General features: G+C 36.9%; 18 protein-coding genes and 1 pseudogene. 8 read left to right on the top strand and 11 right to left on the bottom strand.

Features of this window, described 5'->3' with window-relative positions:
* Positions 1 to 14: 14 nt before the first annotated feature.
* Positions 15 to 1,583: a glycerol-3-phosphate dehydrogenase/oxidase gene (locus CRT24_RS09545; protein ID WP_099371016.1), complete on the bottom strand. Its 1,569-nt coding sequence runs from the start codon at positions 1,581 to 1,583 to the stop codon at positions 15 to 17.
* A 509-nt stretch (positions 1,584 to 2,092) separates the two neighbouring features.
* Here CRT24_RS09545 and CRT24_RS09540 point away from each other — a divergent pair.
* From CRT24_RS09540 to CRT24_RS20875, 5 genes are all read left to right on the top strand, one after another.
* Positions 2,093 to 3,361 (top strand): Gfo/Idh/MocA family oxidoreductase, encoded by a 1,269-nt coding sequence (locus CRT24_RS09540; RefSeq protein WP_099371015.1) that lies wholly within the window; start codon positions 2,093 to 2,095, stop codon positions 3,359 to 3,361.
* An 11-nt stretch (positions 3,362 to 3,372) separates the two neighbouring features.
* Positions 3,373 to 6,771 (top strand): family 16 glycoside hydrolase, encoded by a 3,399-nt coding sequence (locus CRT24_RS09535; RefSeq protein ID WP_099371014.1) that lies wholly within the window; start codon positions 3,373 to 3,375, stop codon positions 6,769 to 6,771.
* A gap of 90 nt (positions 6,772 to 6,861) precedes the next feature.
* Complete coding sequence (locus tag CRT24_RS21240) at positions 6,862 to 8,445, top strand: DPP IV N-terminal domain-containing protein (RefSeq protein WP_257214010.1); 1,584 nt, start codon at positions 6,862 to 6,864, stop codon at positions 8,443 to 8,445.
* A 33-nt stretch (positions 8,446 to 8,478) separates the two neighbouring features.
* Positions 8,479 to 9,240, top strand: a complete 762-nt coding sequence (locus CRT24_RS21235) for a S9 family peptidase (protein WP_257214009.1) — start codon at positions 8,479 to 8,481, stop codon at positions 9,238 to 9,240.
* Positions 9,241 to 9,297: 57 nt separating this feature from the next.
* A complete protein-coding gene (locus CRT24_RS20875; RefSeq protein ID WP_180269104.1) occupies positions 9,298 to 9,471 on the top strand; it encodes a hypothetical protein in 174 nt (57 codons plus the stop codon).
* Between the two features lie 327 nt (positions 9,472 to 9,798).
* Here the strand turns inward: CRT24_RS20875 and smc are convergent, their stop codons facing one another.
* The 4 genes from smc to CRT24_RS09510 all read right to left on the bottom strand — a co-directional run bounded on the left by smc (position 9,799) and on the right by CRT24_RS09510 (position 15,378).
* The gene (gene smc, locus CRT24_RS09525) at positions 9,799 to 13,341 is read right to left on the bottom strand and encodes a chromosome segregation protein SMC (protein ID WP_099371013.1); all 3,543 of its coding nucleotides are present in this window, start codon (positions 13,339 to 13,341) and stop codon (positions 9,799 to 9,801) included.
* Positions 13,342 to 13,437: 96 nt separating this feature from the next.
* Positions 13,438 to 13,911, bottom strand: a complete 474-nt coding sequence (locus tag CRT24_RS09520; protein ID WP_099371012.1) for a DUF6882 domain-containing protein — start codon at positions 13,909 to 13,911, stop codon at positions 13,438 to 13,440.
* A gap of 101 nt (positions 13,912 to 14,012) precedes the next feature.
* The gene (locus CRT24_RS09515) at positions 14,013 to 14,714 is read right to left on the bottom strand and encodes a DUF4397 domain-containing protein (protein ID WP_099371011.1); all 702 of its coding nucleotides are present in this window, start codon (positions 14,712 to 14,714) and stop codon (positions 14,013 to 14,015) included.
* Between the two features lie 94 nt (positions 14,715 to 14,808).
* Complete coding sequence (locus tag CRT24_RS09510) at positions 14,809 to 15,378, bottom strand: suppressor of fused domain protein (protein WP_099371010.1); 570 nt, start codon at positions 15,376 to 15,378, stop codon at positions 14,809 to 14,811.
* A 148-nt stretch (positions 15,379 to 15,526) separates the two neighbouring features.
* Between CRT24_RS09510 and htpG the strand changes: the two genes are divergently transcribed.
* Positions 15,527 to 17,416, top strand: coding sequence for a molecular chaperone HtpG (gene htpG, locus CRT24_RS09505; protein WP_099371009.1), 1,890 nt, complete (start codon positions 15,527 to 15,529; stop codon positions 17,414 to 17,416).
* A gap of 212 nt (positions 17,417 to 17,628) precedes the next feature.
* Here htpG and CRT24_RS09500 read toward each other — a convergent pair whose 3' ends face one another.
* From CRT24_RS09500 to CRT24_RS09490, 3 genes are all read right to left on the bottom strand, one after another.
* Complete coding sequence (locus CRT24_RS09500) at positions 17,629 to 18,246, bottom strand: hypothetical protein (RefSeq protein ID WP_099371008.1); 618 nt, start codon at positions 18,244 to 18,246, stop codon at positions 17,629 to 17,631.
* Positions 18,247 to 18,537: 291 nt separating this feature from the next.
* On the bottom strand, positions 18,538 to 18,786 hold the full coding sequence (locus CRT24_RS09495) for a hypothetical protein (protein ID WP_099371007.1): 249 nt from the start codon (positions 18,784 to 18,786) through the stop codon (positions 18,538 to 18,540).
* A 103-nt stretch (positions 18,787 to 18,889) separates the two neighbouring features.
* Positions 18,890 to 19,141 carry a hypothetical protein gene (locus CRT24_RS09490; RefSeq protein ID WP_099371006.1) on the bottom strand — a complete coding sequence of 84 codons (252 nt, stop codon included), beginning with the start codon at positions 19,139 to 19,141 and terminating at the stop codon, positions 18,890 to 18,892.
* 129 nt (positions 19,142 to 19,270) lie between these two features.
* Here CRT24_RS09490 and CRT24_RS09485 point away from each other — a divergent pair, with 129 nt between their 5' ends.
* Both CRT24_RS09485 and CRT24_RS09480 read left to right on the top strand, forming a co-directional pair.
* The gene (locus CRT24_RS09485; RefSeq protein ID WP_099371005.1) at positions 19,271 to 20,245 is read left to right on the top strand and encodes a D-glycerate dehydrogenase; all 975 of its coding nucleotides are present in this window, start codon (positions 19,271 to 19,273) and stop codon (positions 20,243 to 20,245) included.
* A complete protein-coding gene (locus CRT24_RS09480) occupies positions 20,245 to 21,402 on the top strand; it encodes a glycerate kinase (protein ID WP_099371004.1) in 1,158 nt (385 codons plus the stop codon). Before CRT24_RS09485 ends, CRT24_RS09480 begins: the two co-directional genes overlap by 1 nt.
* A 15-nt stretch (positions 21,403 to 21,417) precedes the next feature.
* On the opposite strand, the gene CRT24_RS09475 is transcribed toward CRT24_RS09480, so the two are convergent.
* From CRT24_RS09475 to CRT24_RS20870, 3 genes and pseudogenes are all read right to left on the bottom strand, one after another.
* A complete protein-coding gene (locus CRT24_RS09475; RefSeq protein WP_099371003.1) occupies positions 21,418 to 22,968 on the bottom strand; it encodes a hypothetical protein in 1,551 nt (516 codons plus the stop codon).
* Between the two features lie 40 nt (positions 22,969 to 23,008).
* Positions 23,009 to 23,611 carry a hypothetical protein gene (locus tag CRT24_RS09470; protein ID WP_099371002.1) on the bottom strand — a complete coding sequence of 201 codons (603 nt, stop codon included), beginning with the start codon at positions 23,609 to 23,611 and terminating at the stop codon, positions 23,009 to 23,011.
* A gap of 179 nt (positions 23,612 to 23,790) precedes the next feature.
* Positions 23,791 to 23,988, bottom strand: a pseudogene (locus CRT24_RS20870) (IS4 family transposase); the annotation flags it as partial.

Here is a 23,988-nt window from a genome sequence, read left to right as displayed (position 1 = left end):
TATAATTTATTGAATTACAAAGTGTAGCGTTTTGCTAATTCAATGTATTGGTTAACTTCATTCTGAGCCCATTCATCTGTTTTACCGAGCTCTTTTGCCATTATTTGCGCAACTTTAGGAGCTGCAGCCATCGATGCTTTGGCATCTAAAAGCAAAATTCGACAACGCCTAGCCAGAAAGTCCTCTACCTTTCTAACCATTTCGTAACGACATGCCCATACAACTTCTGCAGCATTATATTCATATCCTTCCACTAGCAATTCTCTTAAAGACTCATCCTCTTGAATCAATTGCTGAATTGCTTGGTAATCTTTTCCATATAAATTCCAATGTGCATGGTATACATCTGGAGTTGATCCGTGAATAGCCAATGTTTTTGTCTTACAAGGAACATCCTTCAACCCACCGATTCTTATGGCCATATTTACGGTATCCTCAGCCATTTTTCGATAGGTAGTCCACTTGCCACCGGTAATCGTAATCAAATCAGATTCACTATGAATAAGCTTATGGTCCCTGGAAATTTCTTTGGTGCTCTCATCATTGTCTTTTGGAGCAGCTAATGGCCTCAATCCTGCATAAATAGCCAAGATGTCCTCACGCTTAGGAGCAGGATTTAAGTAACTGTCAGCTGTCTTTAGAATAAATTCGATTTCATCCTCCATTGGACGAGGTTCAATCATATGCTCATTGATAGGAATATCAGTCGTTCCCAATAAAACTTTCCCATGCCAAGGAACACCAAACAACACTCGCCCATCGCTGGTTTCAGGAATCATCAATGCATCTATTCCATCCAAGAATTTCTGGTCAATCACTATATGAGAACCCTGGCTAGGTCTAACTAGATTTTTATGAGTAGGAGAGTCTAATTTCAAAATATCATCAACAAAGACACCTGTTGCATTGATAACAGTCTTAGCTTTAATTTCATAGGTCTCTTGAGTTTCAGTATCTCTTATGCTAATGCCGTTGACTTTTCCTGCTTCATTTTTATGAAAACCTATAGCTTCCATATAATTCAATACGGTTGCTCCATATTCGACCGCCGTCTGTCCAAGGTTAACAGCTAGCCTTGCATCGTCGAATTGACCGTCATAATATAATATCCCACCTTTTAATCCTTTAGGATTGATGTGCGGGAGTTTTTCGATTACTTCAGCTTTTGATAAAGATTGAGAATTACCTATCCGTAGGCTTCCTGCTAGCCAGTCGTACATTTTAAGCCCGACCAAATATTTTATCTTATCGAATAGGGTATAAACCGGAATAATAAAGGATTGGACTGAAGAAACGTGTGGAGCATTTTTAAATATCAATCCTCTTTCACGCAAGGCACCCATCACTAGTTTGATGTCGCCATTGGCTAAATACCGGACCCCACCGTGCACCAATTTGGTACTCTTGCTGGAGGTTCCTTTGGCAAAATCATATTTTTCTATTAATAGGACTTTAATGCCCCGGCTTGCAGCATCAACTGCAGTTCCTAGACCCGTAGCGCCACCTCCGATGACAACCATGTCCCAAATAATAGATTCACGAAGTTTATTGAGTTGATCTGATCTGTTGATTTCAGTGAGCATGTAAATGTGTTTTATGCTAAATGTAAGCATAATTAAGTAGAAAATAAATTGAATTGGTATAATTCATCTTAATTTAAAACCTCGTTATTGATACCTAGGAGAACATAATCAACTCATTTTTACCCAATAATTCATAATCTTTTACATACATTAATAATTATATTATTGGGGTAATTTGACATTAAACTTTATTTTCCTTAAATTTTCTTAAATATTGTTTCACTAAGAAATTGTATTAAATCATACATATTCATTAGGTAATAATTCATTTACGCAAACGATTGATTTGGTTCTATTTGGTAAAAATGGCTTTATATGGCTTAAAATAATAACGATATGACCGAATGTAATAAGCGAAAAATGAAAAGATTTCCTACACTTGTGAAACTAAATCTATTTATACAATTTTTATGATACAATAATCTAATGCTTGCTATAATACCCCACCTTTCAGAAGGTGATTATTCGCAATCAATTAGTTTGTTATATCCTGTTGAATCATAAATTTTATGAAAGAAAATAATAATAATTCTAGGCGCGATTTCATCAAGAAATCGTTGATTGGGGCAGCCGCTTTCACGATTGTTCCTCGTTTTGTACTTGGAAAGGGCTATCTAGCACCTAGTGACCATTTGACCAAAGGTGTCATAGGTGTTGGGTCTATGGGTAGAGGTCACTTCGGATATGCTGGTACAAAAACTGTTGCCATCTGTGATGTCGATACTAGACATTTGGCTTTGGCTCAAAAAGCATTGGGTGGTGGTGTTAAAGAGCACCATGACTTCCGTGATTTGATCAACAATCCTGAAGTGGATATAGTACATATTGCCACGCCTCCACATTGGCATGGTCTTATGGCTGTAGAAGCTGCTCGTTCCGGAAAAGATATCTGGTGTGAAAAACCAATGACTAGAACTATTGGTGAAGGTAAAAAAGTAAAAGAAGCTGTAAAACAGCACGGTAATATTTTTAGATTGAATACTTGGTTCCGCTTTGATGCCGATTTTTACGGCATGAACGTACCAGTTAAAAAAATCAAAAAATTAGTTGATACAGGTATGTTGGGATGGCCACTGAAAGTGACTATCAGTAAACACACAGGATTCGACTGGAAGTTCTATTGGGTAGGAAAGACTAATCTACCTGTTCAAGAAGTTCCAAAAGAACTTGATTATGAAATGTGGTTAGGTCCGGCACCTCACAAACCTTATAGTGCTCACCGTACTCATTTAACCTTTAGAGGATACTGGGATTATGATGGTGGTGGACTAGGAGATATGGGACAACACTACATGGATCCAGTTCAATATTTCTTGGGCAAAGACAATGAGAGCCCGATCAAGATCGAGGTTGATGCTCCGCAACAACATTCTGATGCGGTAGGTACTTGGAGAAAAATCACATATACCTATGCTGATGGTTGCCAAATCATCTTAGATGGTGAAGGAACGGAAGAAGGCAAGGCTTATATCGAAGGTCCTAACGGAAAATTATACAAAGGTTTTGTTTCTGATATTCCAGATATGGAGCGCAAATTAGCGCAATATCCAGAACCTGCACCTCAGGTAACTGATTTCGTAGAAGCAGTTCGTACGCGTCAGAAATTCGCTTTGAATGAGGAAAATGGTTATTACTCTTGTACTTTGGTCAACCTAGGGTTAGCGGCGCTTCGCCTAAACAGAACCCTTCATTACGATTCGGCAAAACAAGAGTTCGTCAATGATGAAGCAGCTAACAGATTAATTAACCAGCCTATGAGAGGCCCCTGGTCTTTCTAAAACCCCGAGAAATGAAAAAAGTATTTAACACCATAGCCGCATTATTATTTTTACAAGTTGCTGCTTATGCTCAACAACCTACTGGCCGTACAACGGCGACTAAGATTGCTGATGTGTTAGCTCAACAACCTGCTGAAGAGCAAGCCAAATTCTTAATGGCAATGAAAGAATTGGAAGGATTCACTTCCGAAGATGTTTCTGCTCTTTTACTAGGATTAAAACCTCAAGGTGGAAATAATGCACCGGTAGAGTATGCAACTAATTCTTATGCATTTTTTGTTATGCAACCCAATATGGAAGCCCAACGTGCTACCTATGTTAAGGGTTTATTGGATGCATTGGATAAATTGACAGATAAAAACAACAAAGGATATGTTTTTGAAGTGTTGAAATTCTGTGCTAACAATGATGCCATCGAGAAAGTTGCTCCTTACTTAGCAGATGAAGAACTTGCTGAAAAAGCAGCTCGCGTATTGAACGCTATTCATACTCCAGAAGCAGCAACCGCTCTTAACAATGCATTGAACAGTTCATCGACTGAAAAAACTGCAACAGCTATCGTTACTGCGTTAGGAGAAATTGAATCTGCAGATGCCGAAGCAAAAATTATTGAGCTGATCGGAAAATATACATCCGATAACTTCCAGTTAGCAGGTCTTACAGCATTGAGTAAAATTGCCGGACCTAATTCAGCTGAATTGTTCTTGACAAAAGCTGAAGAGAAAAGCTACCAATATGATAGAACAAATGCAGCTAGTTTAGCCGTAGATTATGCTGAAGGATTAGCTAAGAAAGATAAAGATGCCGAAGCAACAAGATTTGCTACAACTCTTTACAAAAACGCTGCTGCCTTCAAAGCACCAACTATCCAAGCAGGTGCCATTTCGGTCTTAACCTCAATAAACCCTGCCAAACAAAAGAAACAATTAATCAAATTGGCTTCTAATGAAGATAAATTACTTCGTAATGTAGCTTTAGGATTATTGGCTGAAGATGCTAAGGCGGGAGATCTTGTGAAATTGGCTGGTTCTATTAGGAAATTAGACGGTGATGCTCAGGAAAGCATTTTGAACTTTTTAGCAACTGAAGATGCTACAGGTTCAGTAAAGGCTATCGAGAAAAGTTTCCCGGCATTGAAAGATGAAGAAGCTAAAATAGCAGCTTTAAACGCTCTTTCAGTACTTACCAAAGGTCAAAACGCAGATTTCTTAATCAAGCAAATCCCTACAGCTTCAGAAAAAGAACTAGCAGTTATAAAAACTCTTTTACTTTCATCAAAAGATACTGGAACTATTGATGCTGTAAATGCAGCATTGGCGAATGCAGACGTTAAAACGGAAGTAGCATTATTGGAGGTCTTGTCACAACGTACAAATGCGGCTTCTGCAGCTGCGGTTTTACCTTTGACAGCTTCTGCTGATGCAGCTGTGAGATTGGCAGCTTTTAAGGCTTTGCCGACAACAGTAAATCCTGACAATCTTGAAGCGATCATACAATTATTAGACAAAGCTTCAGGTGATGAGGTTGCTTATGCTCAACAAGCTGCAATTCTTGCTATCAATGCTAGCCCAGACAAAGATGCTAAAATCCAACGTTTGGCTGCGAATATCTCACGTTCGGCAGCTCCTTCGGCAGGGAAGTACTTCCCTATATTTGCTGGAGTGGGTGGATCAGACGCTCTAAAAGCTGTAGAAAACTATATCGCCAGCAACGGCCCATTGAAGGCAGAAGCAATCCAAGCCTTGGCAAATTGGTCGAATGCAGAATCTCTTCCAATCTTAATTAGACTTTCAAAAACTGAAAAAGACCCAGCTGTTTTTAATACTGTTTTCAATGGATTGATCAAGCAATTGAACGCTAGTGATGTAAATCCTGAGCAAAAAACTTTGTATCTAAAAGATGCTTTTGCATTAGCTCAAGATGCTAAACAAAAAAAATCAGCACTTAATAATCTTCAATCCACAGGTACTTACCAAGCTTTGATGTTTGCTGCTAAATATATGAACGACCAAGAATTGGGCGGAACAGCAAGCAACGTAGCCATGAATATTGCTATGGACAACAAAGAATTCGTAGGTGAAGATGTTCGCAATATCTTAAATGCAGCGGCTGGTAAATTGTCAGGCAGTGAAAGTTCGTATTTGAAAGAAGCTATTGTACGACATTTAGCGGAAATGCCGAATGAACAAGGTTTTGTTTCCATGTTCAATGGTAAAGATCTTTCAGGTTGGCAAGGTCTAGTGGAAAACCCAATCAAACGTGCTAAAATGTCTAAAGCTGAACTTGCTAAAAAACAAGTAGAAGCTGATAAGAAAATGCGTGAAAGTTGGTCTGCACAAGATGGAGATTTAGTATTCAGTGGACATGGTGATAACATCGCAACCATCAAGAAATATGGTGACTTTGAGATGTTAGTGGACTGGAAATTAGATCCTAATGGTAAAGAACCTGATGCAGGTATTTATTTAAGAGGAACACCTCAAGTTCAAATTTGGGACATCTCACGTGTTGATGTTGGTGCTCAAGTAGGTTCTGGTGGACTTTATAATAATGCTAAAAATCCGAAAGACCCATCTAAAGTAGCTGATAATGCTCTTGGAGAATGGAACTCATTCAAAATAAAAATGATCGGTGAGAATGTATCCGTTTGGTTAAATGGCGAATTAGTGGTTGATAATATTCCTTTAGAAAACTATTGGGACCGCAATCAATCTATCTTCCCAACTGAGCAAATCGAACTTCAAGCTCATGGATCAAGAGTATGGTACCGTGATTTGTACATCAAAGAAATCCCTCGTAAAGAAGTCTTTCAATTGAGCAATCAAGAGAAACAAGAAGGTTTCGAAGTATTGTTTGATGGTACAAACCTAGATAAGTGGACTAATACTCCGGCATATGAAATCACCCAAGAAGGTTATATCCGTTCTAATCCAGATGCTAAATTTGGTAAGAACCTTTATACAAAAGAAGAATATGGAGATTTTGTATACCGTTTTGATTTCAAACTAACTCCTGGCGCTAACAATGGCGTAGGAATCCGTACACCATTAGAAGGGGATGCTGCATACGCAGGTATGGAAATCCAAGTATTGGATGATGGTGCAGATGTGTACAAAGATTTGAAACCTTATCAGTACCATGGATCGGTATATGGTATTATCGCTGCAAAGCGTGGTTCATTAAACCCTGTAGGAGAGTGGAATACCGAGGAAATCCGTGTCCAAGGTGATAAAATCAAGATCACTGTCAATGGAAAAGTTATTGTTGACGGCGATTTGAAACAAGCTACTAAAAATGGTGCTGCTGATGGCAAGAATCACCCAGGCTTAGACAACAAATCAGGTCATATCGGTTTCTTAGGACATGGAACAGAAGTGTTCTTCAGAAATATCAGAGTGAAAAGATTGTAATTAATTCTATAAATAGTAGAAGCGCCGGTTTTACTGGCGCTTTTTTTATGCCTAAATCGTAAAAAATAACTGACATAAACATTTATTCTTATGGATTCTCGTATACTTGCTGTTATAATCAAAAATCTATTTTCCATGCGTAAGATTAACCTTCTTATCTCTTTTTTATGTATTGCACCGATAGGTACTAGTTTTGCCCAATTGTCGCCTTTGACTGTGGAGAAAATCATGCGGGACCCAAAGTGGATGGGTACTTCTCCTTCCAATTATAGGTGGTCTGCCGACAGCAAATCCTTGTTTTTTGATTGGACTCTGGATAGCAACGATCAACCGTTGGTATATCAACTGGACATCAATACCAAAAAATATAAACTGAGTACAGATAGCATCGCAAGATTGGCAGAAAACCCAGATTATATCTTTAACAATGACAAGTCATTGGCAGTATACGAAAGAGAAGGTGATCTTTATTTGAAAAACAAACAAAACAAAATCATTCGACTGACAGAAACTGTTGAAAGGGAAAATCCGCTTTCATTTTTGATCAACAATGAATTGGTTTTTCAAAGAAATGAAAATGTATATAGCCTGGATTTAAATAACAATTCATTACGTCAATTGACAAATTTCCAAAAAGGATCTGCTCCAAAGGATCCAGCTAAATTGAGTCAACAAGATGATTGGTTGAAAAAGGATCAAGAAGAACTCTTTGAGGTTTTCAAGGAAGAAGACCGCAAAAAAGAAAAACCCAAAAATGAAAAGAAGAATAAAACTATCTATTTAGAAGATGCTTTTTTAGGAGGGGTATCGGTGAGTCCAGATGGAAAATATGTGAGCTACAGATTAATTTATCCTGCCAAAGGCAATAGAAACACCATAGTGCCAGATTTTATTACTCGTTCTGGATATGTTGAAGATCTAAATATGCGAACAAAAGTAGGAAATGCCCTGATGCAATTCAAATCTTTTATCTACCATGTTCAAGCGGATACGGCACTGGAGTTAAAAGCGGCTACTATACCTGGAATCAAAGACCTTCCAGCATATTTAAGCGATTATCCCGAAAGGTTGGAAGAAAAGAAAAAGGAAAATAAAGATAGAAATGTGAATTGGGGAATTGCGTCATGGTCTCCGGATGGTAAAACATCGGTAATCACTGCGAAATCTCAAGACAACAAGGATTTTTGGATTTTAAAAATAAATCCTGAAGATGCTAGTTTAGTTCAATTGGATAGGCAACATGATGATGCGTGGATATCTGGTCCAGGAATCGGAAGAGATGTGAAGTGGTTGGATGACCAGACCTTCTATTTCCAAAGCGAAGCGAGTGGATATTCTCACCTTTATACTTATAATATCAGGGATAACAGAAAAAAACAGCTAACAGAAGGTAATTGGGAGGTTCAATCGGTTCAATTAGCTAAGGATGGGAAGAATTTCTATATTTCAGGGAATAAAGAACATCCTGGAATCACACATTTTTATTCACTACCTGTAAAAGGAGGTAACCTTCAACAGATTACTTCTATGAAGGGGGGAAATGAAGTTACATTGTCCCCAGATGAACAATGGTTAGCCATCAATCATTCAACCATGAATACGCCTTGGGAGCTTTATTTACAGAACAATAAAGCTAATGCGAAAGCCAATCAAATTACAGAATCTGTAAGTTAAGAGTTTAAGAGCTACGATTGGCGCGAACCTGATATGATCAAATTCCAAAATAGACATGGAGATGATGTCTATGCTAGAGTTTATCCTGCAAAAAATCCTCACCCGAATAAACCAGCTGTAGTTTTTGTCCATGGTGCTGGATATCTTCAAAATGTACACTATTGGTGGAGTCAATATTTCAGGGAATATATGTTCAATAATATGTTGGCCGATAATGGTTATACGGTAATAGATATTGATTATACGGCAAGTTCTGGCTATGGAAGAAACCATAGAACTGGAATATATCGTCATATGGGTGGAAAGGATTTATCGGACCAAGTTGATGGTGTAAAATATTTAGTAGACCATTATGGAGTTAATCCTGCCAATGTGGGTATCTACGGTGGCTCCTATGGAGGTTTTATTACCTTAATGGGATTGTTTACCGAACCAGATGTATTTAAATCTGGAGCTGCATTACGTTCTGTGACAGATTGGGCACATTATAACCATGGTTATACTGCCAATATTCTAAATACACCAGTAGAAGATCCTATTGCATTCAAAAGAAGCTCACCAATTTATTTTGCAGATAAGCTCAAAGGGAATTTATTAATGTTGCATGGAATGGTAGATGTCAACGTTCAGTTCCAGGATATCGTACGATTAAACCAACGTTTGATTGAGTTAGGAAAAGAAAACTGGGAACTTGCAGTCTACCCAGTGGAAGATCATGGATTCGTACAGCCAAGCAGTTGGACAGATGAATATAAAAGGATATTTAAGCTATTTGAAAATACACTAAAGAAATAAATTCATGAAAATTAATTCGTAACTTAATAAGGTTATTCACCAATTAACCAACTTGTTATGAATTATAATCGACTTCTGCTGTTGATTATATCAATCGCAGCATGCATCACCATGTTCTATTTCCTCTTTGGCCCAGACCAACAAAACAAAGCCATTGGTTATCTCGCCATGCTAATTCTGATAGGAACAAATGCTCTCTATTTCCTGTATTCAAAAGATTGGATGAGGTAGGGGTGAGATGTGAGATGTGAGATGTGGGATTTGAGATATGAGATATGAGATAGCACCATACCACCACAGAGTGGTTCAATTATTCTAGCAAAATGTTTATACGGCGCTATGCAACCCTGTAGGGGTGTCACTATTATAGAAAAGGGTATTCGACGCCACTCAACCCTGTAGGGGTGTCACTATTATAGAAAAAAAATAAGGCCATACACCCCAAAAACCCCATCGGGGTTAAATGCCTACGGCATTTAACCCCGATGGGGCTTTTTGAGATTTCTGTTTTGAAATTTGATAGGCTCTCACATCTCACATCTCATATCTCATATCTCCCTACGCTACATCCCTCAAATCCACTGCTACTACTCTAGAAACTCCTTGCTCAACCATCGTTACGCCATAGATAATATCTGTGCTGGCAATCGTACGTTTATTATGTGATACAACAATAAACTGCGATTGATTAGAAAATTCACGGATAATATTGTTGAATTTATCGATGTTGGTATCATCCAATGGAGCATCTACCTCATCGAAAATACAGAATGGTGCAGGCTTCAATAGGTATAATGAGAACAGTAGGGCAGTAGAAGTCAAAGTTTTCTCTCCACCTGAAAGTTGATTGATGGATAATGGACGTTTCCCTTTAGGACGTGCAATAATATCTATATCTGATTCCAATGGATTGTTTGGATCACTCAATACAATGTCACATGAATCTTCTTCATTGAATAATGAACGGAATACCTTGATAAAGTTCTCACGAACAGTAGTGAAGGCATACATAAACTTATCATTGGCAGACTGATCGATTTCTTGAATGGTGCTTAGCAATGAAGCCTTGGCTTCCATCAAATCAGTTTTCTCTTTCTGAATAAATCCATGGCGTTCGTCCATTTCATCATAAGCCTCTTTTGCCATCGGGTTAATGCTGCCATAATCATCCAACTGCTTTTTAAGTTTCCGGCATGAAGTCTCCAGATCAGCCATAGCAGGACGTTCCTCCGGAATTTCAGACTCTAATAAATCTTGAAGTTCAATATTGAATTCTACAGAAAGTCGCTCCTTGAGCGCATTTAAATCAATCTGCAAAGTCGTTTTCTTGTCCTTTAATTCTGAAATTAGAGAATCAGAAATATCTTTCGATTTTCTCAATTGATTGATTTCGTCTTCTAAGTCATTGATTACTTTCCTTGATTTAAAGAAATCTTCTTCAACTTCCTGTAAACCCTTCTCCAGCAGCTCCTTTTGTTCATACATGCCACTCAAGTCGGTGTCGTTATTGTCAACATAACTTAAAGCCTCTTTCAAGTCTTCCTTCACCTTTTCCAATTCAGCATTGAATTTCTCGATTCTTTCCTCGAAATTCTCACGTTGAGTCTCACGGAATTCTAAATCCCTTTGAATGGTATTAACCTTATTTTGTTGTTGGTGAAATTTAATGTTTTCTTGATTGTAGACATTTGATTTTTCACTCAAAACCTCGGTCAAATCGTGGTAAGCATCTTCCAGTTCGCTAAGGACTGTTTGATTTTCCTTAGCAGTTTCCTTAAAATTGATCAATTCTGGTTCTGATTTTTCCAATTGAATCAGAATATTTGATACCTTTTCGGCAATATCAAGTCTCCTAGTTTGACTGTTATTGATGAAAGTTTGGTATTGTTCCTGTTTAGTTTTTACAGAAATCAACTCATTGCTCAATCTATTGAGCTGCAGTCGCTGCTCATCAATGAATTCTTTTTGCGAGCTACCTTTCAACCCAATCAATTGACCATTTAGTTCTTCTTGGTTCTCTTGGATTAAGTCAATTTGTAGGTTTAGTTCTTTAATTTCTTTGGCTAAGATTTCCAGGTTTTTTGCACGACCAATTCTTTTTCCTTCAAATAACCCTACTGAACCTCCACTGATTCCCAATTTATTTTTGGCATATTTTCCTCCTTTTTGGAGAATAACCATATTTTCGGACGGCAGATCAGCATCTAAATCAACGTCAGATTCTGAATCCAATAGGTAAACATCTTTTAATAGGATTTGACAAAGAGTCTTGTATTTTTCATCAACGGTAATGATATCCATGGCAGGAATCAATCCGGATTGAATTTTATTGGATAATTCCGGTTGATTATCCTTAACAGCTTCAAGAACAAAGAAATTAGCCCTTCCTCGTGAAGAATCACTTAATAGTTTTATCGCTTGAACGGCGTCCTCTTTTGACTCAACCACATAATGGTTCATGATAGGTTCCAAGAAATTTTCTACAGCTACTCGGTAATCCTCTTTACAGAAAAGTATATCTGAGAATAGAGGTGGATTCTTCTTCCAACCAGCATGCTTTCTTAAGAACTTGATAGATTCTGGAAATCCTTCAAGATTATCAACTAATGATTTCGTTAAGTTATATTCATTTTGTTTAGCATCAACAATACGAGCTTTCTTGCTCAGGTCTTCAGAGGCATCTCGCAATTTTTGCTCACATTGCTGTATCTGGCGCTGAATTTCCTCTTCAGTCCGTAATGCTTCATCAAATTGTTCTTGTTGGATGTTAACCCGTTCCTCAAGCTCTGCAACAACTTGATTGAATTCCCCCAATTCTTGTTCCTTAGATGCAGTATCATTACCAGTTCTTAAAGATTCCTGCTCTAATGCTTCTTTTTGAATTCCCAAGACGGCCAATTCCTTTTCCAAAGCATAGATTTGGCTTTGAAGGGCTTGACTGTTTTTAGAGAATTCATCTAGTTTTGCTTTCGCAGATAACTGCTGTGCTCTAAGTTCCTCAACCTCCGTCTTATTGCCATCCAAATCATGCTTTACAGCTTCAAGAGTATTTTGTTCTTCAAATAACTCCTCATTGAGCCTCTTTATTTGATATTCAACGTGGTTTAATTGCTGCTTATCATTTTGAAGATCATTGGTCAAACGAGTTTCTTTCTCTTGAAGATGAAGTAACTGAGCATTCTTAATCTTTTTCTCAGATTCATAAGACCTGATCTTGTTGATATATTCATTTGTCGCTTTCTGTTGTGCAGAAAGGTTTTGTTCCTTAGATAAAATCTCGGTTTTTGACTCCTGAAGAGTCTTTTCCTTTTGTTCCATCTTCGAAAGAACATCTCTCAATCGAGATTGTTGTTCCTCTTCTTGATCAGTGATTCGCTCTAAATCCGTTTGAAAACCCTCAAGTTTATAATAAGCTAGTCCAATACTTGCCTCTTTATATTCATCCTTAAGTTTAAAGTATTTATCAGCTTTCTTAGCTTGGTTTTCAAGAGATTTAAGGTTCTTGTTGATTTCAAATAGGAGATCATCTACCCTTGAAAGGTCAGCCTCGGTATCTTTTAATTTAGACAGGGTTTGTTTCTTACGAACCTTATATTTGGAAATTCCAGATGCTTCTTCAAATAAGTTTCTTCTGGAGTTGTCTTTATTTGCAATGATCTCATCGATCATCTTTAATTCGATAATAGAGTAGGTGTCCGAACCGATTCCAGTGTCAAGGAAAAGATCTGTAATATCTTTTAGCCTACATTTTACATCATTTAAACGATATTCGCTTTCGCCAGTTCTGAAAAGTTTCCTGGTGATGGTAACGGTAGCAAATTCAGTCGGCAGGATATTTTTGGTATTGTCGAAAGTCAAGGATACCTCAGCTAGGTTCGCGGCTTTACGATTTTTAGTGCCATTGAAGATAATGTTCTCCATTTTGTCAGAACGTAGGTTCTTGGTGCTCTGTTCTCCCAATACCCAGCGCATGGCATCAACAACATTAGATTTTCCACAACCATTGGGACCCACAATTGCGGTGACTCCCTCATTAAAATTGATCGTTACTTTATCGCCAAAACTTTTAAATCCTTTAATCTCTAACTTTGTTAACTGCATTAGCTTGAATTCGTAAAAAAATGTGTGCGAAATTAAGGATTTTCATCTATGAATGAAATACCTTAAAATGATGGTGCTCGTTTTGAGTAAGATAGCCTAAGTCAGTACTTCCTTAAAGTACACAAAATGTGCATTTGTATCTTGTTGGATCCTGAAAATACCCTTAGATATCCGTAGATATCCAGCTATGGCAGTGAGTGCCCATGCTATTGGAGTGGTTACCTCAAGCGAAGGGATCGTCAGATAACTGAAATCATAAAAGTCACCATAGTTCTTAATAATCTCTAGTTCTTCACGTTCTTCAGCACTAAGGGAAGGGTCATTCCATTTCCAAGACCATTTTGAGGTATCTGTTTCCAAAGTTCCTACTACTTGGAACGTCATTTTTAGACTTGAATTGTCTTCATTGTGAAAGGTAATTGAAGATTCATCCCAATCCACGCTGTAATTTGAAAATTGACCAAATCCAAAATCATCCTCCAATGTTTCCTGTTGGTCTGTAATATATTCATGCGCCTTTTCATGCAGAACACGAAAAGAATCATCTATCTTGGGTTTTTCAAGGCTCATAAGGTCATAAATATAGCAAAACCCTTAAAATAAGAAAAGCCCAAATAAATCGGGCCTTTCTGTTTTTATGGATGTATTGTAAAGCTGCCTATGTTGAAATATTAATCTGTAATGGTATAAGTGCTGTACCTCAATTGCAAAGGATATTCTGAATCTCCTTTTGTTCCGATTAATATAAAATTATAATGTTCTGTATTTTTTAGTTCAACCTCATCAATCTTGCCCAAAACTGTACCTTTGTCATCAGTAACTGTAACAGAAGTTTTGCCACTATTTGCAGGTCTGAATATCTGAGTTTGTGCTAATGTGGATGGATTCTCTTTCGAACGATTTGTCGATCCTGTGATTTCTTGATCGCCAATTTTAAAATTTACCTTTCCAACACCGTTCGCTAAGTGGAAAAATCTTACTCCAGTCTTTGTTCCTGCGTTTTCAATCTCAACATCAGGGACACGGATAAATTCCGGCTCAGCTTCAGTACCATAAACCATACAACTGTAAACAACACTGTCAGCAAAGGTTAAGGTTGTGTCAATTATGGCATTATTGTTTGATCGGTCAATCACTTGCAGTTTCTTGTTCCCAGGAATAGCATAGAAGAAGGAAACCCCTCCATACGCAGGATTAATACGATTCAGGAGATTACCATTCACCGCATATAAAACCCCTGTATTTTTTGGATAAAAATTAAATAAGGATACAGCAGGGTAGTTTAAATCTGGATAATCATCATTATCCTTCAAACAACTACTTAAGGTAAATAAACTTAGTGCAATGACTAATAATAAGCTAAATTTTTTCATTTTGTCCAGTAAATTCTATTGAATATCAAATTTTGAACGTTCAATACAAAAAACGGTGATGTTAACACTATCGCTACAGCTATATTGAAAAAATTTAAATTTTCTCCCTGAGAGGATTTAACTTATTGGGTTTTACACGATTTATAAATTCCGCCAATCCTAACCTTTGGATGGTCAAAACTTCTTCCTCATAGATCGGAAGCAGTTCTACCAATTGGATTCCATTGGACTTTCGACCATCTTTTATACGCTCCTGTAAAATTGTGGAATCTGGATTGATGACAACAAATGCATTTAAAGAAGATTCCGAACTGATCTTTTGTCCTATTCTAATGATTTCTCCCGTATTAAAAGGGCAATCCCCACGCAATTGATTAGATAAATATCCAACAATATGCGCCCATGCCATATCTTCAGAATTCATTTGGAGGAATAATTCAATTTTATTGTGCTGGTCTGGATGTGGAGCAAAGGATAAACCATAGGAAAAACTCAGTAATGGTCGTCCCTCAGTCTTAGGAAAAACTATAGTGTAGACAAATGGAAGCTTTTTTTTGACACTTTTCTCCCGGAAAACCGAGGATTTATCCTGAAATATCTCTTCCAAGTGAGACCTATAATGTTCCAAGGGTGACTTAAGAAAATCTGGTTTTTTTAAAATCATCTGAAGAATTATCCTGTTTTATAAGACTAAAGTAGCTAATTATGTAAAATTTTCAGCGAAAGCTGTCAAATTGACTTAAATATAACATTGGAATATTAGTTGATAAACTGTTAACGTATAAAATCTTAAAAATTATAAATTCAAACATATGCAAGAAGAGAAAGGTACTATTTCAATCCACACCGAGAATATCTTCCCGGTGATTAAGAAGTTCTTATACTCAGACAACGAAATATTTTTACGCGAATTGGTATCCAATGCCGTAGATGCTTCACAAAAAATCAAAAGATTAGCATCTCTTGGCCAGTACAATGGCGAGGTTGGAGATCTGACCATTCAAGTAAAAGTCGATGAAGCTGCGAAGACAATTACCATTTCTGATAATGGTATTGGTATGACAGCTGAAGAGATCAAAAAATACATCAATCAGATCGCATTCTCAGGAGCTACCGAATTCATGGAAAAATTCAAGGAAGCAAATGATGCAAATGAAATTATCGGCCGCTTTGGATTAGGATTCTATTCTGCATTTATGGTAGCAGACCAGGTTGAGATCGATTCTTTATCATACCAAGAAGGTGCAGAACCTGCTCATTGGGTATGTGATGGATCTACTTCTTATGAAATTTCAACAGGACAAAGAACAACTAGAGGTACTGATGTAATTCTTCATATCAATGAAGAATCATTGGAATTCCTTCAAAAACAAAGAATCCAACAAATCCTGAACAAATACTGTAAGTTCTTACCGATTCCAATTCAATTTGGAACGAAATCAGAATCTGAACCTGATGGGGAAGATGCAGACGGTAAACCGAAATATAAAACAATTGAAGTCCCTAATATTATCAACATTACGCATCCAGCTTGGACGAAATCTCCATCTGAATTAACTGATGAAGATTATATTAAATTCTACCATGAGCTATATCCACATACTATGGATGAGCCATTGTTCTGGATCCACTTAAATGTAGATTATCCATTTAATCTAACGGGTATTCTATACTTCCCGAAAGTGAAGAACGAATTAGAAATCCAACGCAACAAAATCCAACTTTACTCACGTCAGGTATTTATTACGGATGAAGTAAAGGATATTGTTCCTGAATTCCTGATGTTACTTCAAGGGGTTATTGATTCACCAGATATTCCATTGAACGTCTCAAGATCTTTCCTTCAAGCGGACAGCAACGTGAAGAAAATCAACAACTATATCACCAAAAAAGTGGCTGATAAGTTGAATGAAATCTTTAAGTCTGACCGTAAAGGATTTGAAGAAAAATGGCCAGACATCAGCTTATTCATTAAATATGGAATGCTGAGCGATGAGAAATTCGCAGAAAAAGCAAATGACTTCTGTTTATTACAGAATGTAAATAAAGAATACTATACATTCAAGGAGTACTACGAAAAGGTAAAAGACATCCAAGTTGACAAAGACGGAAATATTGTCTACCTATATACCCAAGACAAATCTTTACAAGACGGATATATTTCAGCTGCCTTGGCAAAAGGATATGATGTTTTAAACTTTGATGGACCTTTGGATACCCACTTCGCAGGCTATGTAGAACAACACGGCGGCGAGAAAATTCAAATGAAACGCGTAGACTCTGATGTTATCGATAAGTTGATCCCTAAAGACGAACAAATCGAGCAAACATTGTCAGAAGACGAAAGCAAAAAAGCCACAGAAGTATTCGAAAAAGCAATTTCACGTCCTGACATGAAGGTCGAAGTAGACGCATTGAACGCTTCAGACTTACCTGTATCCGTTACAATCGACGAATTTATGCGCCGTATGAAAGATATGGCCAAAACTGGCGGCGGCATGGGCTTCTATGGAACATTACCAGACAACTACAAAGTAACTGTCAACGGTAACCACCCATTAATCAAACGCATCTTAGAATCCCCAGAAGAAGACGGCGAAAAACTTGCAAAACAAGCATTCGACCTTGCACTACTTTCTAGAGGCCTTCTGACTGGCGCAGAACTAACGGCATTCGTAAAAAGAAGCGTAGACTTGATCTAATAAATACATTATCAAATATCATATATCAAAAAAAGAGTTGCATTTTGCAACTCTTTTTTATTTCCAATATTCTTCAAAGCAATTTTTCAACCTACCATCCAGTTTTATTTCTGCCTTCTATCCAATTTACCTTTCCACCATTAAAATCATAGTTCATCATGTAAATCAGATTAATCACAGTTTAAGACAGATAATCAGTTTAATCACAGTTTTTAATTAAGCCCCAGCTGTTTATCATCCATATATTTCAACATCTTTTTCAATTCCGGATCATTGAAATAAGCTAGGCTCTCGCTAGCAATTTTCCGAGCTGTCCTGAATTCTTTCTTTTCCATTTGGTCTGCAGCTAAATTAACAGCCATAGAAATCAAGTCTTTGTTATCCTTTAACCCTAAACCCTCATTCTTCGATAGCTCTTCGATAACCAGGTCATGGTATGCTAAAGACTTTTCAATATTCTTCTCTTGAAAACTTAAAAATGCCAATTGATTCGCGTTAATCGTGTAAATTTTACGAACTTGCTTATCATCCTGTAAGAATGGAAATTTAGCAGTCCATGAATCAATAGTATCTAATGAACCCTGAAGGTTATTCTTGTCCGACACTAATGAAATCAACGATGCAGAAATCATAGTTTGAACCTCCTTGTCTTCCATGTTTTTAGCATAGCATGAAGTCAATAGGGGAAGGGCCTCGGTTACATTTTTATTGACAGCTAATTTAATAGCCTTTTCTTTTGTCTCTTTATATTCTACTGAATCAGATTCCTGTGCGAATGCTGTTGTTGTCAAGCTTAATCCTAATAATACGGCAGATAATTTTAAATACATATGTCTTTTTATCATGTTAATCATTGTAACAAAACTATAACATTAACAAACAAAAACCATACTCTTAACTTTTCTTAACATGTTCAACTGTGTTGAGATTCAATAAAAGTCGATTTCAACCCGCTATTTGTAACAAACTTAATATAATTTGATGATTTAAAAATTCCTTAAATAAAAAACATGCCCTGGAATACATGTATAGGATGTTTTTAAGCATTGGAAGGAATGCTGAGGCGATGAGTTCCTTGGCAATACTTTGATTGCTAGGAACATCAGGTTAAGACGAGGGTATTATATTACATTTTTCCTGATTTCAAATTCTTCTTTAATTTCATTCATAGTTTTGAAATTAAGGATGAGAATAGGAAAAGAGATGATTGTGAATAACCACACGTACATATGGTCAACTACAATCCCCATTGCTATTGATGAAACCCAATAAAGACCTAGTGCAAAAACATGAATTACGGTTAAGGTCCTTAATCTGCTCAGCTTCTTTAGCAATTCAGCTTCGCTTAATTCTTGAATCTTATTTGTCATGTGATGATCGTATCTATTTGATTACTAGTGTAAATTTATCAATAGATTATCAACAATTTCTGCCGTATTCAAAACTTAATAGAACCTTAATGATTGGATAATATTAGCGCTCAGCTAATTTCCTTTCCACTTCTTCCAATCTTGCTTTTATCCCTTTTTGATTCTTGTAGTTCATGTATAAAGAACCTCCGATAATAGCGATCACCACCCAGTTATTGAAGCTGTACCAACCCATGGCTACATTCACAGCTACCACAATTATAAATGCTATCAATTGAACAATCCATAGCGCTCTTAAGGTTTTGTAACTTCTGTTTAACTTTTCTCGTTGTAGAATTTCGTATGCTTTTTCCATGGGTTGTCATTTTGTTCTTACAGCATTCAATTTAAAGTTTTTTATTGACACCGTCTGTATTTGAACATCAACAATAGGTAAACCATACATTTTTAGTATATTAATACATTCACATAAAATAACCTTGACATGAAAATTTTTATCAATAAATTGATTCCAAAAGCAGGGATGGAAATATTGGAACATCCAGACATTGATCTCTTAATGCCTGAAAATCCTGAAATTTCTTATGATGAATGGATCTCTTATTGTCAACAGTGTGACGCTATATTAAATATTGGTGCCTATAAAATAGATGCTAAATTTTTTGATCTGTGTCCTTCTGTAAAAGCGGTATGTCTGTTTTCAGTTGGATATGATCAGGTCGATCTGGAGGAAGCTACTAAAAGAGGAATCCCGGTCTCCAATACACCAGACGTACTCAGCAAAGCAACATCGGATATTTCATTTATGCTGATGCTAATGGTTTCTAGGTTAGCATCTTTCAATACAAATCAGATTCGATTAGGAGTGCGGTTTAAGTATTTCAATCCTGTTGCCAATCTGGGGCAGGAACTATATGGCAAAACCTTGGGCATATTTGGTCTAGGTAGGATAGGTTATGAAATGGCAATAAAATGTCAGGCAGCATATCAGATGCCGATAATTTATCATAATAGGAACCGAAATGAAGAAATGGAGGAAAAATTAAATGCTAAATATGTGAGCTTTGAGGAATTGCTTGCCCAATCGGATGTCCTATCTATCCATGCTAACTATTCCCCCGAATATTTAGGGCATTTTGATGCCAAGGCATTCAATCAGATGAAACCAAATTCTATCCTTATCAATACAGCAAGGGGAGGATTTATCGATGGAGATGATTTGAACCAAGCATTAAGTGATGGCAAGGTCTGGGGCGCCGGATTAGATGTGACCAATCCAGAACCTATGCTGCCTGATAACCCATTATTGAAACATGAAAGGGTTTGTGTTTTGCCACATATCGGATCGGCAACCATTGAAGCTAGGTCTGGAATGGCAAGGATAGCTGCAGAAAATGTGGTATCCTTTGTGGAAGGTAAACAATTAAAAACCTGTTTGAACCCTGAGGTTTATAAATAATGGTGAATATTCTCATCGCACCAAATAGCTTTAAGAATAGCTTGACTGCCGAAGAGGTTGCTGATGCAATTGCGCAGGGAATTCAAAATAGCGGCATCAAGGCGAAAGTCTTAATGCATCCCATAGCTGATGGAGGTGACCATACCTCTTTTTTGCTCACCAAATTACAGAATGGGGCTATGCATACCGCCAAGGTTAAAGGTGCTTATTTAAAACCTACCCAAGCCTCTTATGGATTGATCAACAATGGAAAAACTGCCATCATCGAAGTTGCAGAAACATCCGGCTTTAAATCCATAAAACAGAAATTGAAAAGTCCCCTCGAATCAAGTACCAAAGGGTTGGGGGAACTTATCAATATATGCATTAAATCAGGAATCACAGATTTTATCATCTGTCTAGGTGGATCAGTAACTGTAGACGGTGGAATTGGGATGCTCCAAGAATTAGGGTTAGAATTTTTTGATGGTAATAAAAAATTAGTCCGGCCATTGCCTAAAGATTTTGACAAGGTAGATGCTATGGACCGAGGGAAACTGAAAGAGCAAACCTCAAAATGTAAGTTTACGGTTTTATGTGATGTTAATAATCCATTGCTGGGAAAAGAAGGTGCTGCTCATGTTTTTGGTCCCCAAAAAGGAGCTTCTGCAGACGACATCAGAATCCTTGAGGAATTTTTGCAAAATTTTGAATCATTGACCTTCGATAGTTCTAAAAAATCATTAAACAAGGTGCTGGGGGGCGGTGCAGCAGGAGGACTTGCAGCAGCTTTTTCTGTTTTTTTGAATGCGGATCTAAAGAAAGGCGCTGAATATTTCTGTGAAATTACTGATTTTGAAAAATCGCTTCAAAAGGCCGATATTTTGATTACGGGCGAAGGAAGCATGGATAGTCAATCGTTAGAAGGAAAGGCTCCAATCACAGTTGCAAAATTAGCTATACAGAAAAAGATCCCTTGTATAGCCATCGCTGGAAAAATACCTCTGGAAATACCGGATGAATTGCAACAATATTTTACGATGCTCATGCCTATTGGTAACCAACCTGAAGAAATAAAGGAAGCAATGGCTAATACCAAAAATAATATCGTTCGAACCATAGAACAAATCAGTAAACTAATTCATTTCTTTCATAACAAAGGTCAAAACAAAGACTAATTAGGAATATAGTTTTTAATGTCCATGGTACAGGTATAAAGCTCCATAAGTCCATTGTGGTCCTTGTATGCCAGGGTAATTGATTCTATCCATCATCAATGCAATATATTTGGCGGGATACCCATCAGGTAATTCCACTACATTTGGCCATACTCTGGTATTTGCCTGTTTGTCCCACGGCGGTAAATCCATTTTCATGGTTCCCAATTCTTTTAAATCAGGGTAGGAATAGATAAATATCTCTCGCTCAGAACTCCCCGAAAAGCAATATAACTTGCCATCTATTCTTTGAATAGAAGTGCCTGTAGAATTCTGCTTCACCGGTCCTGCAATCTTTTTAAAACCTTTGTCCCAATCATCAGATTCCAAAATTATAGCTTTATATCCATCTGAATTTTCACAGGTTAAGATTCTGTATTTCCCATCTTTTTCATCAAAAATAATATGTGGATCTTCAATATCTCCAACTTGACCCATTGGTCTAGCTTTCATTATTGAAAATCCAAACCTTGGATCCTTTTTGCTCTCAACAGCTAAAAGTTGTTTCTTTTCGCCTTTTTTAGCGTAAGCACTGAAACCCGTCGTGATCCCTTTCCAAGTCGAATCCCTGCGATCGTAAAAAATATGGGAAGCGACTTCATTGCGCCAAAGTCCATCTTCACGATCAAACACAATAATCCCTTCGAATTTTATATCAAATACCGAAGGATTCATACTGAATACTCCCTGTAATGGGTTTGGAAGTCCACGACCTCGAATACTCATCGTATACCATATTCGACCGCCATCCAGTATAGGCTCCCCATTTTCATAAGTCATCGCTCGAATATCTGCCAAACCCATCCCTGCATTGATATCAACGGAAATGTCCTTAATTTTTATGGTTCCATTTTCTGCCGATGTGTACAATAAAGACTGAAACTTTTGAATCCTTTTGGTTTCTCTTAAATCAAGAAGTTCACTGAATTCAAATTGTCCTATAAGCTTGGGATATTCTTTATCTTGCAAAAATAGATTCAATCCGCTCCCTAACATTTGAAAAATTAATTTGCCTTGAAGGAATGGTTTGCCAATTCCTTGAATCATCATAGACTGTTTGGAAACATTTTCCCCATCAATTATCAAATTGTATTCAGCATCTACCAAGACTGCATTCTCGTAAGAAACTATTACCAAAACTACTTCCTTTCTATTTGGATCAGAAAATTGAAACCCCAGTTTCCCTTTGCCACTGATTTCGCCCAGGTCAATGTTATAGGTTGCAAATGGATTAAATCCTGCAAGCCACATCAATGCTGCTGCATTATTTTTAGAGTCTATTTGCAATGTTCCTTCATGAATCTTAAAGTCAACTGAGTCCTTACCAAGTTGAGTAATAGGATTCATAATAGGCATTCCAATTGTTTGTGAAGGGGAAAAAGAAGCTAAAGGAATACTTTGATTGGAATCAAAAATAATACGCTTGGAGGCTTGACGCACGAATTGGATATCTGTTGGCAAAGTTTGGCCACAACATAAAGAGGAGCAAAGCACAATTACTAAGGTGATCAAGAAATTCTTTGTCATAGGTTAGGTTTACATTGAAACCCCAAAATACAAATAATTCCTAATTGATGTTAAATCTCTTTACTAACCAATGGTCAGCATGATTTTGAACAATATCTTCCTTTAAATTCTCATCTTTGGTCGACATATATTGATATACTTTTAAAGGTATGGCATCTGGGTATAGTTGCCTTGATTCTTCCAATACCAATGCTGCTTGATCAATTTGTTTTGATGCATTATAAGCTTCAATCAGATAGATGTATATTAAGACTGGAACACTATTGTAAATTGCTTTGTATTCATTAGCTAAGGTTTCCATCAATTTCACTTGTAAATTTGGAATTGTTTTTCCAGTTTCAATAGATTCAGAAATATGTTTTTGATAGATCGTAAATAGACCTAATAAATGGTGATTTTTAGATTTCTCATTCATTAATAAACTCTGGAATTTTTTGATCGTATTTTCGCTTAAAGTGGGATTGTTGGTTTGTAAGTTTTCGTTAAAAAAATCATCCATCAAAGAATAAATCTGTTTATCTGTACTATCTATAATACTTTCTGATTTAAGGGTTTTTGTCAGTTCGGCGATATAGTCAGGTTCTTGAGAAAAGCCAATGACAGGGATGATAAAAAACAATAGGATCGTGAGGAGTGATTTCATATTTGGATTAATTAATTGTCCTAAATATACTTTATTTTCTCTACTATTAAGTGCTGTATCAATAAATTACATTTGGCCAGTACTGTCCTAAATAAATTTTTTGGCATAAAAAATCCTTCTCCATTTGTGTTCAATTGAAGAATTTGGTTAATTACTGGAAAGGTATCCTATGTGTGTTACTAAAAGAGCACATATTGTCCTTTTTTATCGGGAGGTTTTCCTGAAATGAACGGATCATCAGCCCATTTCCACAGATCAATTTTCACGAATATGTTCATCCTGATAAAGTTGACCAGATTCGAGAGGTTCCAATTGTATTTTGCCTTCTTCTGGATGTACTTAAAGAGCAGGATCCCGATAAGTGCAGTCCATATTTT

The sequence above is a fragment of the Sphingobacterium sp. 1.A.5 genome (assembly GCF_002734235.1).
In the GTDB taxonomy this organism is placed as follows: domain Bacteria; phylum Bacteroidota; class Bacteroidia; order Sphingobacteriales; family Sphingobacteriaceae; genus Sphingobacterium; species Sphingobacterium daejeonense.
This window is presented reverse-complemented; position numbering and strand designations above follow the sequence as displayed.

What these genes read in the sequence shown, in the direction of transcription:
- CRT24_RS09495 (WP_099371007.1), bottom strand. Translation starts at nt 18,786, where the DNA reads ATGACAAATAAGATTCAAGAATTAAGCGAAGCTGAATTGCTAAAGAAG.
- CRT24_RS09515 (WP_099371011.1), bottom strand. Translation starts at nt 14,714, where the DNA reads ATGAAAAAATTTAGCTTATTATTAGTCATTGCACTAAGTTTATTTACC.
- CRT24_RS20875 (WP_180269104.1), top strand. Translation starts at nt 9,298, where the DNA reads ATGAATTATAATCGACTTCTGCTGTTGATTATATCAATCGCAGCATGC.
- CRT24_RS09470 (WP_099371002.1), bottom strand. Translation starts at nt 23,611, where the DNA reads ATGAAATCACTCCTCACGATCCTATTGTTTTTTATCATCCCTGTCATT.
- CRT24_RS21240 (WP_257214010.1), top strand. Translation starts at nt 6,862, where the DNA reads ATGGATTCTCGTATACTTGCTGTTATAATCAAAAATCTATTTTCCATG.
- CRT24_RS09475 (WP_099371003.1), bottom strand. Translation starts at nt 22,968, where the DNA reads ATGACAAAGAATTTCTTGATCACCTTAGTAATTGTGCTTTGCTCCTCT.
- CRT24_RS09500 (WP_099371008.1), bottom strand. Translation starts at nt 18,246, where the DNA reads ATGTATTTAAAATTATCTGCCGTATTATTAGGATTAAGCTTGACAACA.
- CRT24_RS09485 (WP_099371005.1), top strand. Translation starts at nt 19,271, where the DNA reads ATGAAAATTTTTATCAATAAATTGATTCCAAAAGCAGGGATGGAAATA.
- CRT24_RS09540 (WP_099371015.1), top strand. Translation starts at nt 2,093, where the DNA reads ATGAAAGAAAATAATAATAATTCTAGGCGCGATTTCATCAAGAAATCG.
- CRT24_RS09510 (WP_099371010.1), bottom strand. Translation starts at nt 15,378, where the DNA reads ATGATTTTAAAAAAACCAGATTTTCTTAAGTCACCCTTGGAACATTAT.
- htpG (WP_099371009.1), top strand. Translation starts at nt 15,527, where the DNA reads ATGCAAGAAGAGAAAGGTACTATTTCAATCCACACCGAGAATATCTTC.
- CRT24_RS09535 (WP_099371014.1), top strand. Translation starts at nt 3,373, where the DNA reads ATGAAAAAAGTATTTAACACCATAGCCGCATTATTATTTTTACAAGTT.
- CRT24_RS09490 (WP_099371006.1), bottom strand. Translation starts at nt 19,141, where the DNA reads ATGGAAAAAGCATACGAAATTCTACAACGAGAAAAGTTAAACAGAAGT.
- CRT24_RS21235 (WP_257214009.1), top strand. Translation starts at nt 8,479, where the DNA reads ATGATCAAATTCCAAAATAGACATGGAGATGATGTCTATGCTAGAGTT.
- CRT24_RS09520 (WP_099371012.1), bottom strand. Translation starts at nt 13,911, where the DNA reads ATGAGCCTTGAAAAACCCAAGATAGATGATTCTTTTCGTGTTCTGCAT.
- smc (WP_099371013.1), bottom strand. Translation starts at nt 13,341, where the DNA reads ATGCAGTTAACAAAGTTAGAGATTAAAGGATTTAAAAGTTTTGGCGAT.
- CRT24_RS09545 (WP_099371016.1), bottom strand. Translation starts at nt 1,583, where the DNA reads ATGCTCACTGAAATCAACAGATCAGATCAACTCAATAAACTTCGTGAA.
- CRT24_RS09480 (WP_099371004.1), top strand. Translation starts at nt 20,245, where the DNA reads ATGGTGAATATTCTCATCGCACCAAATAGCTTTAAGAATAGCTTGACT.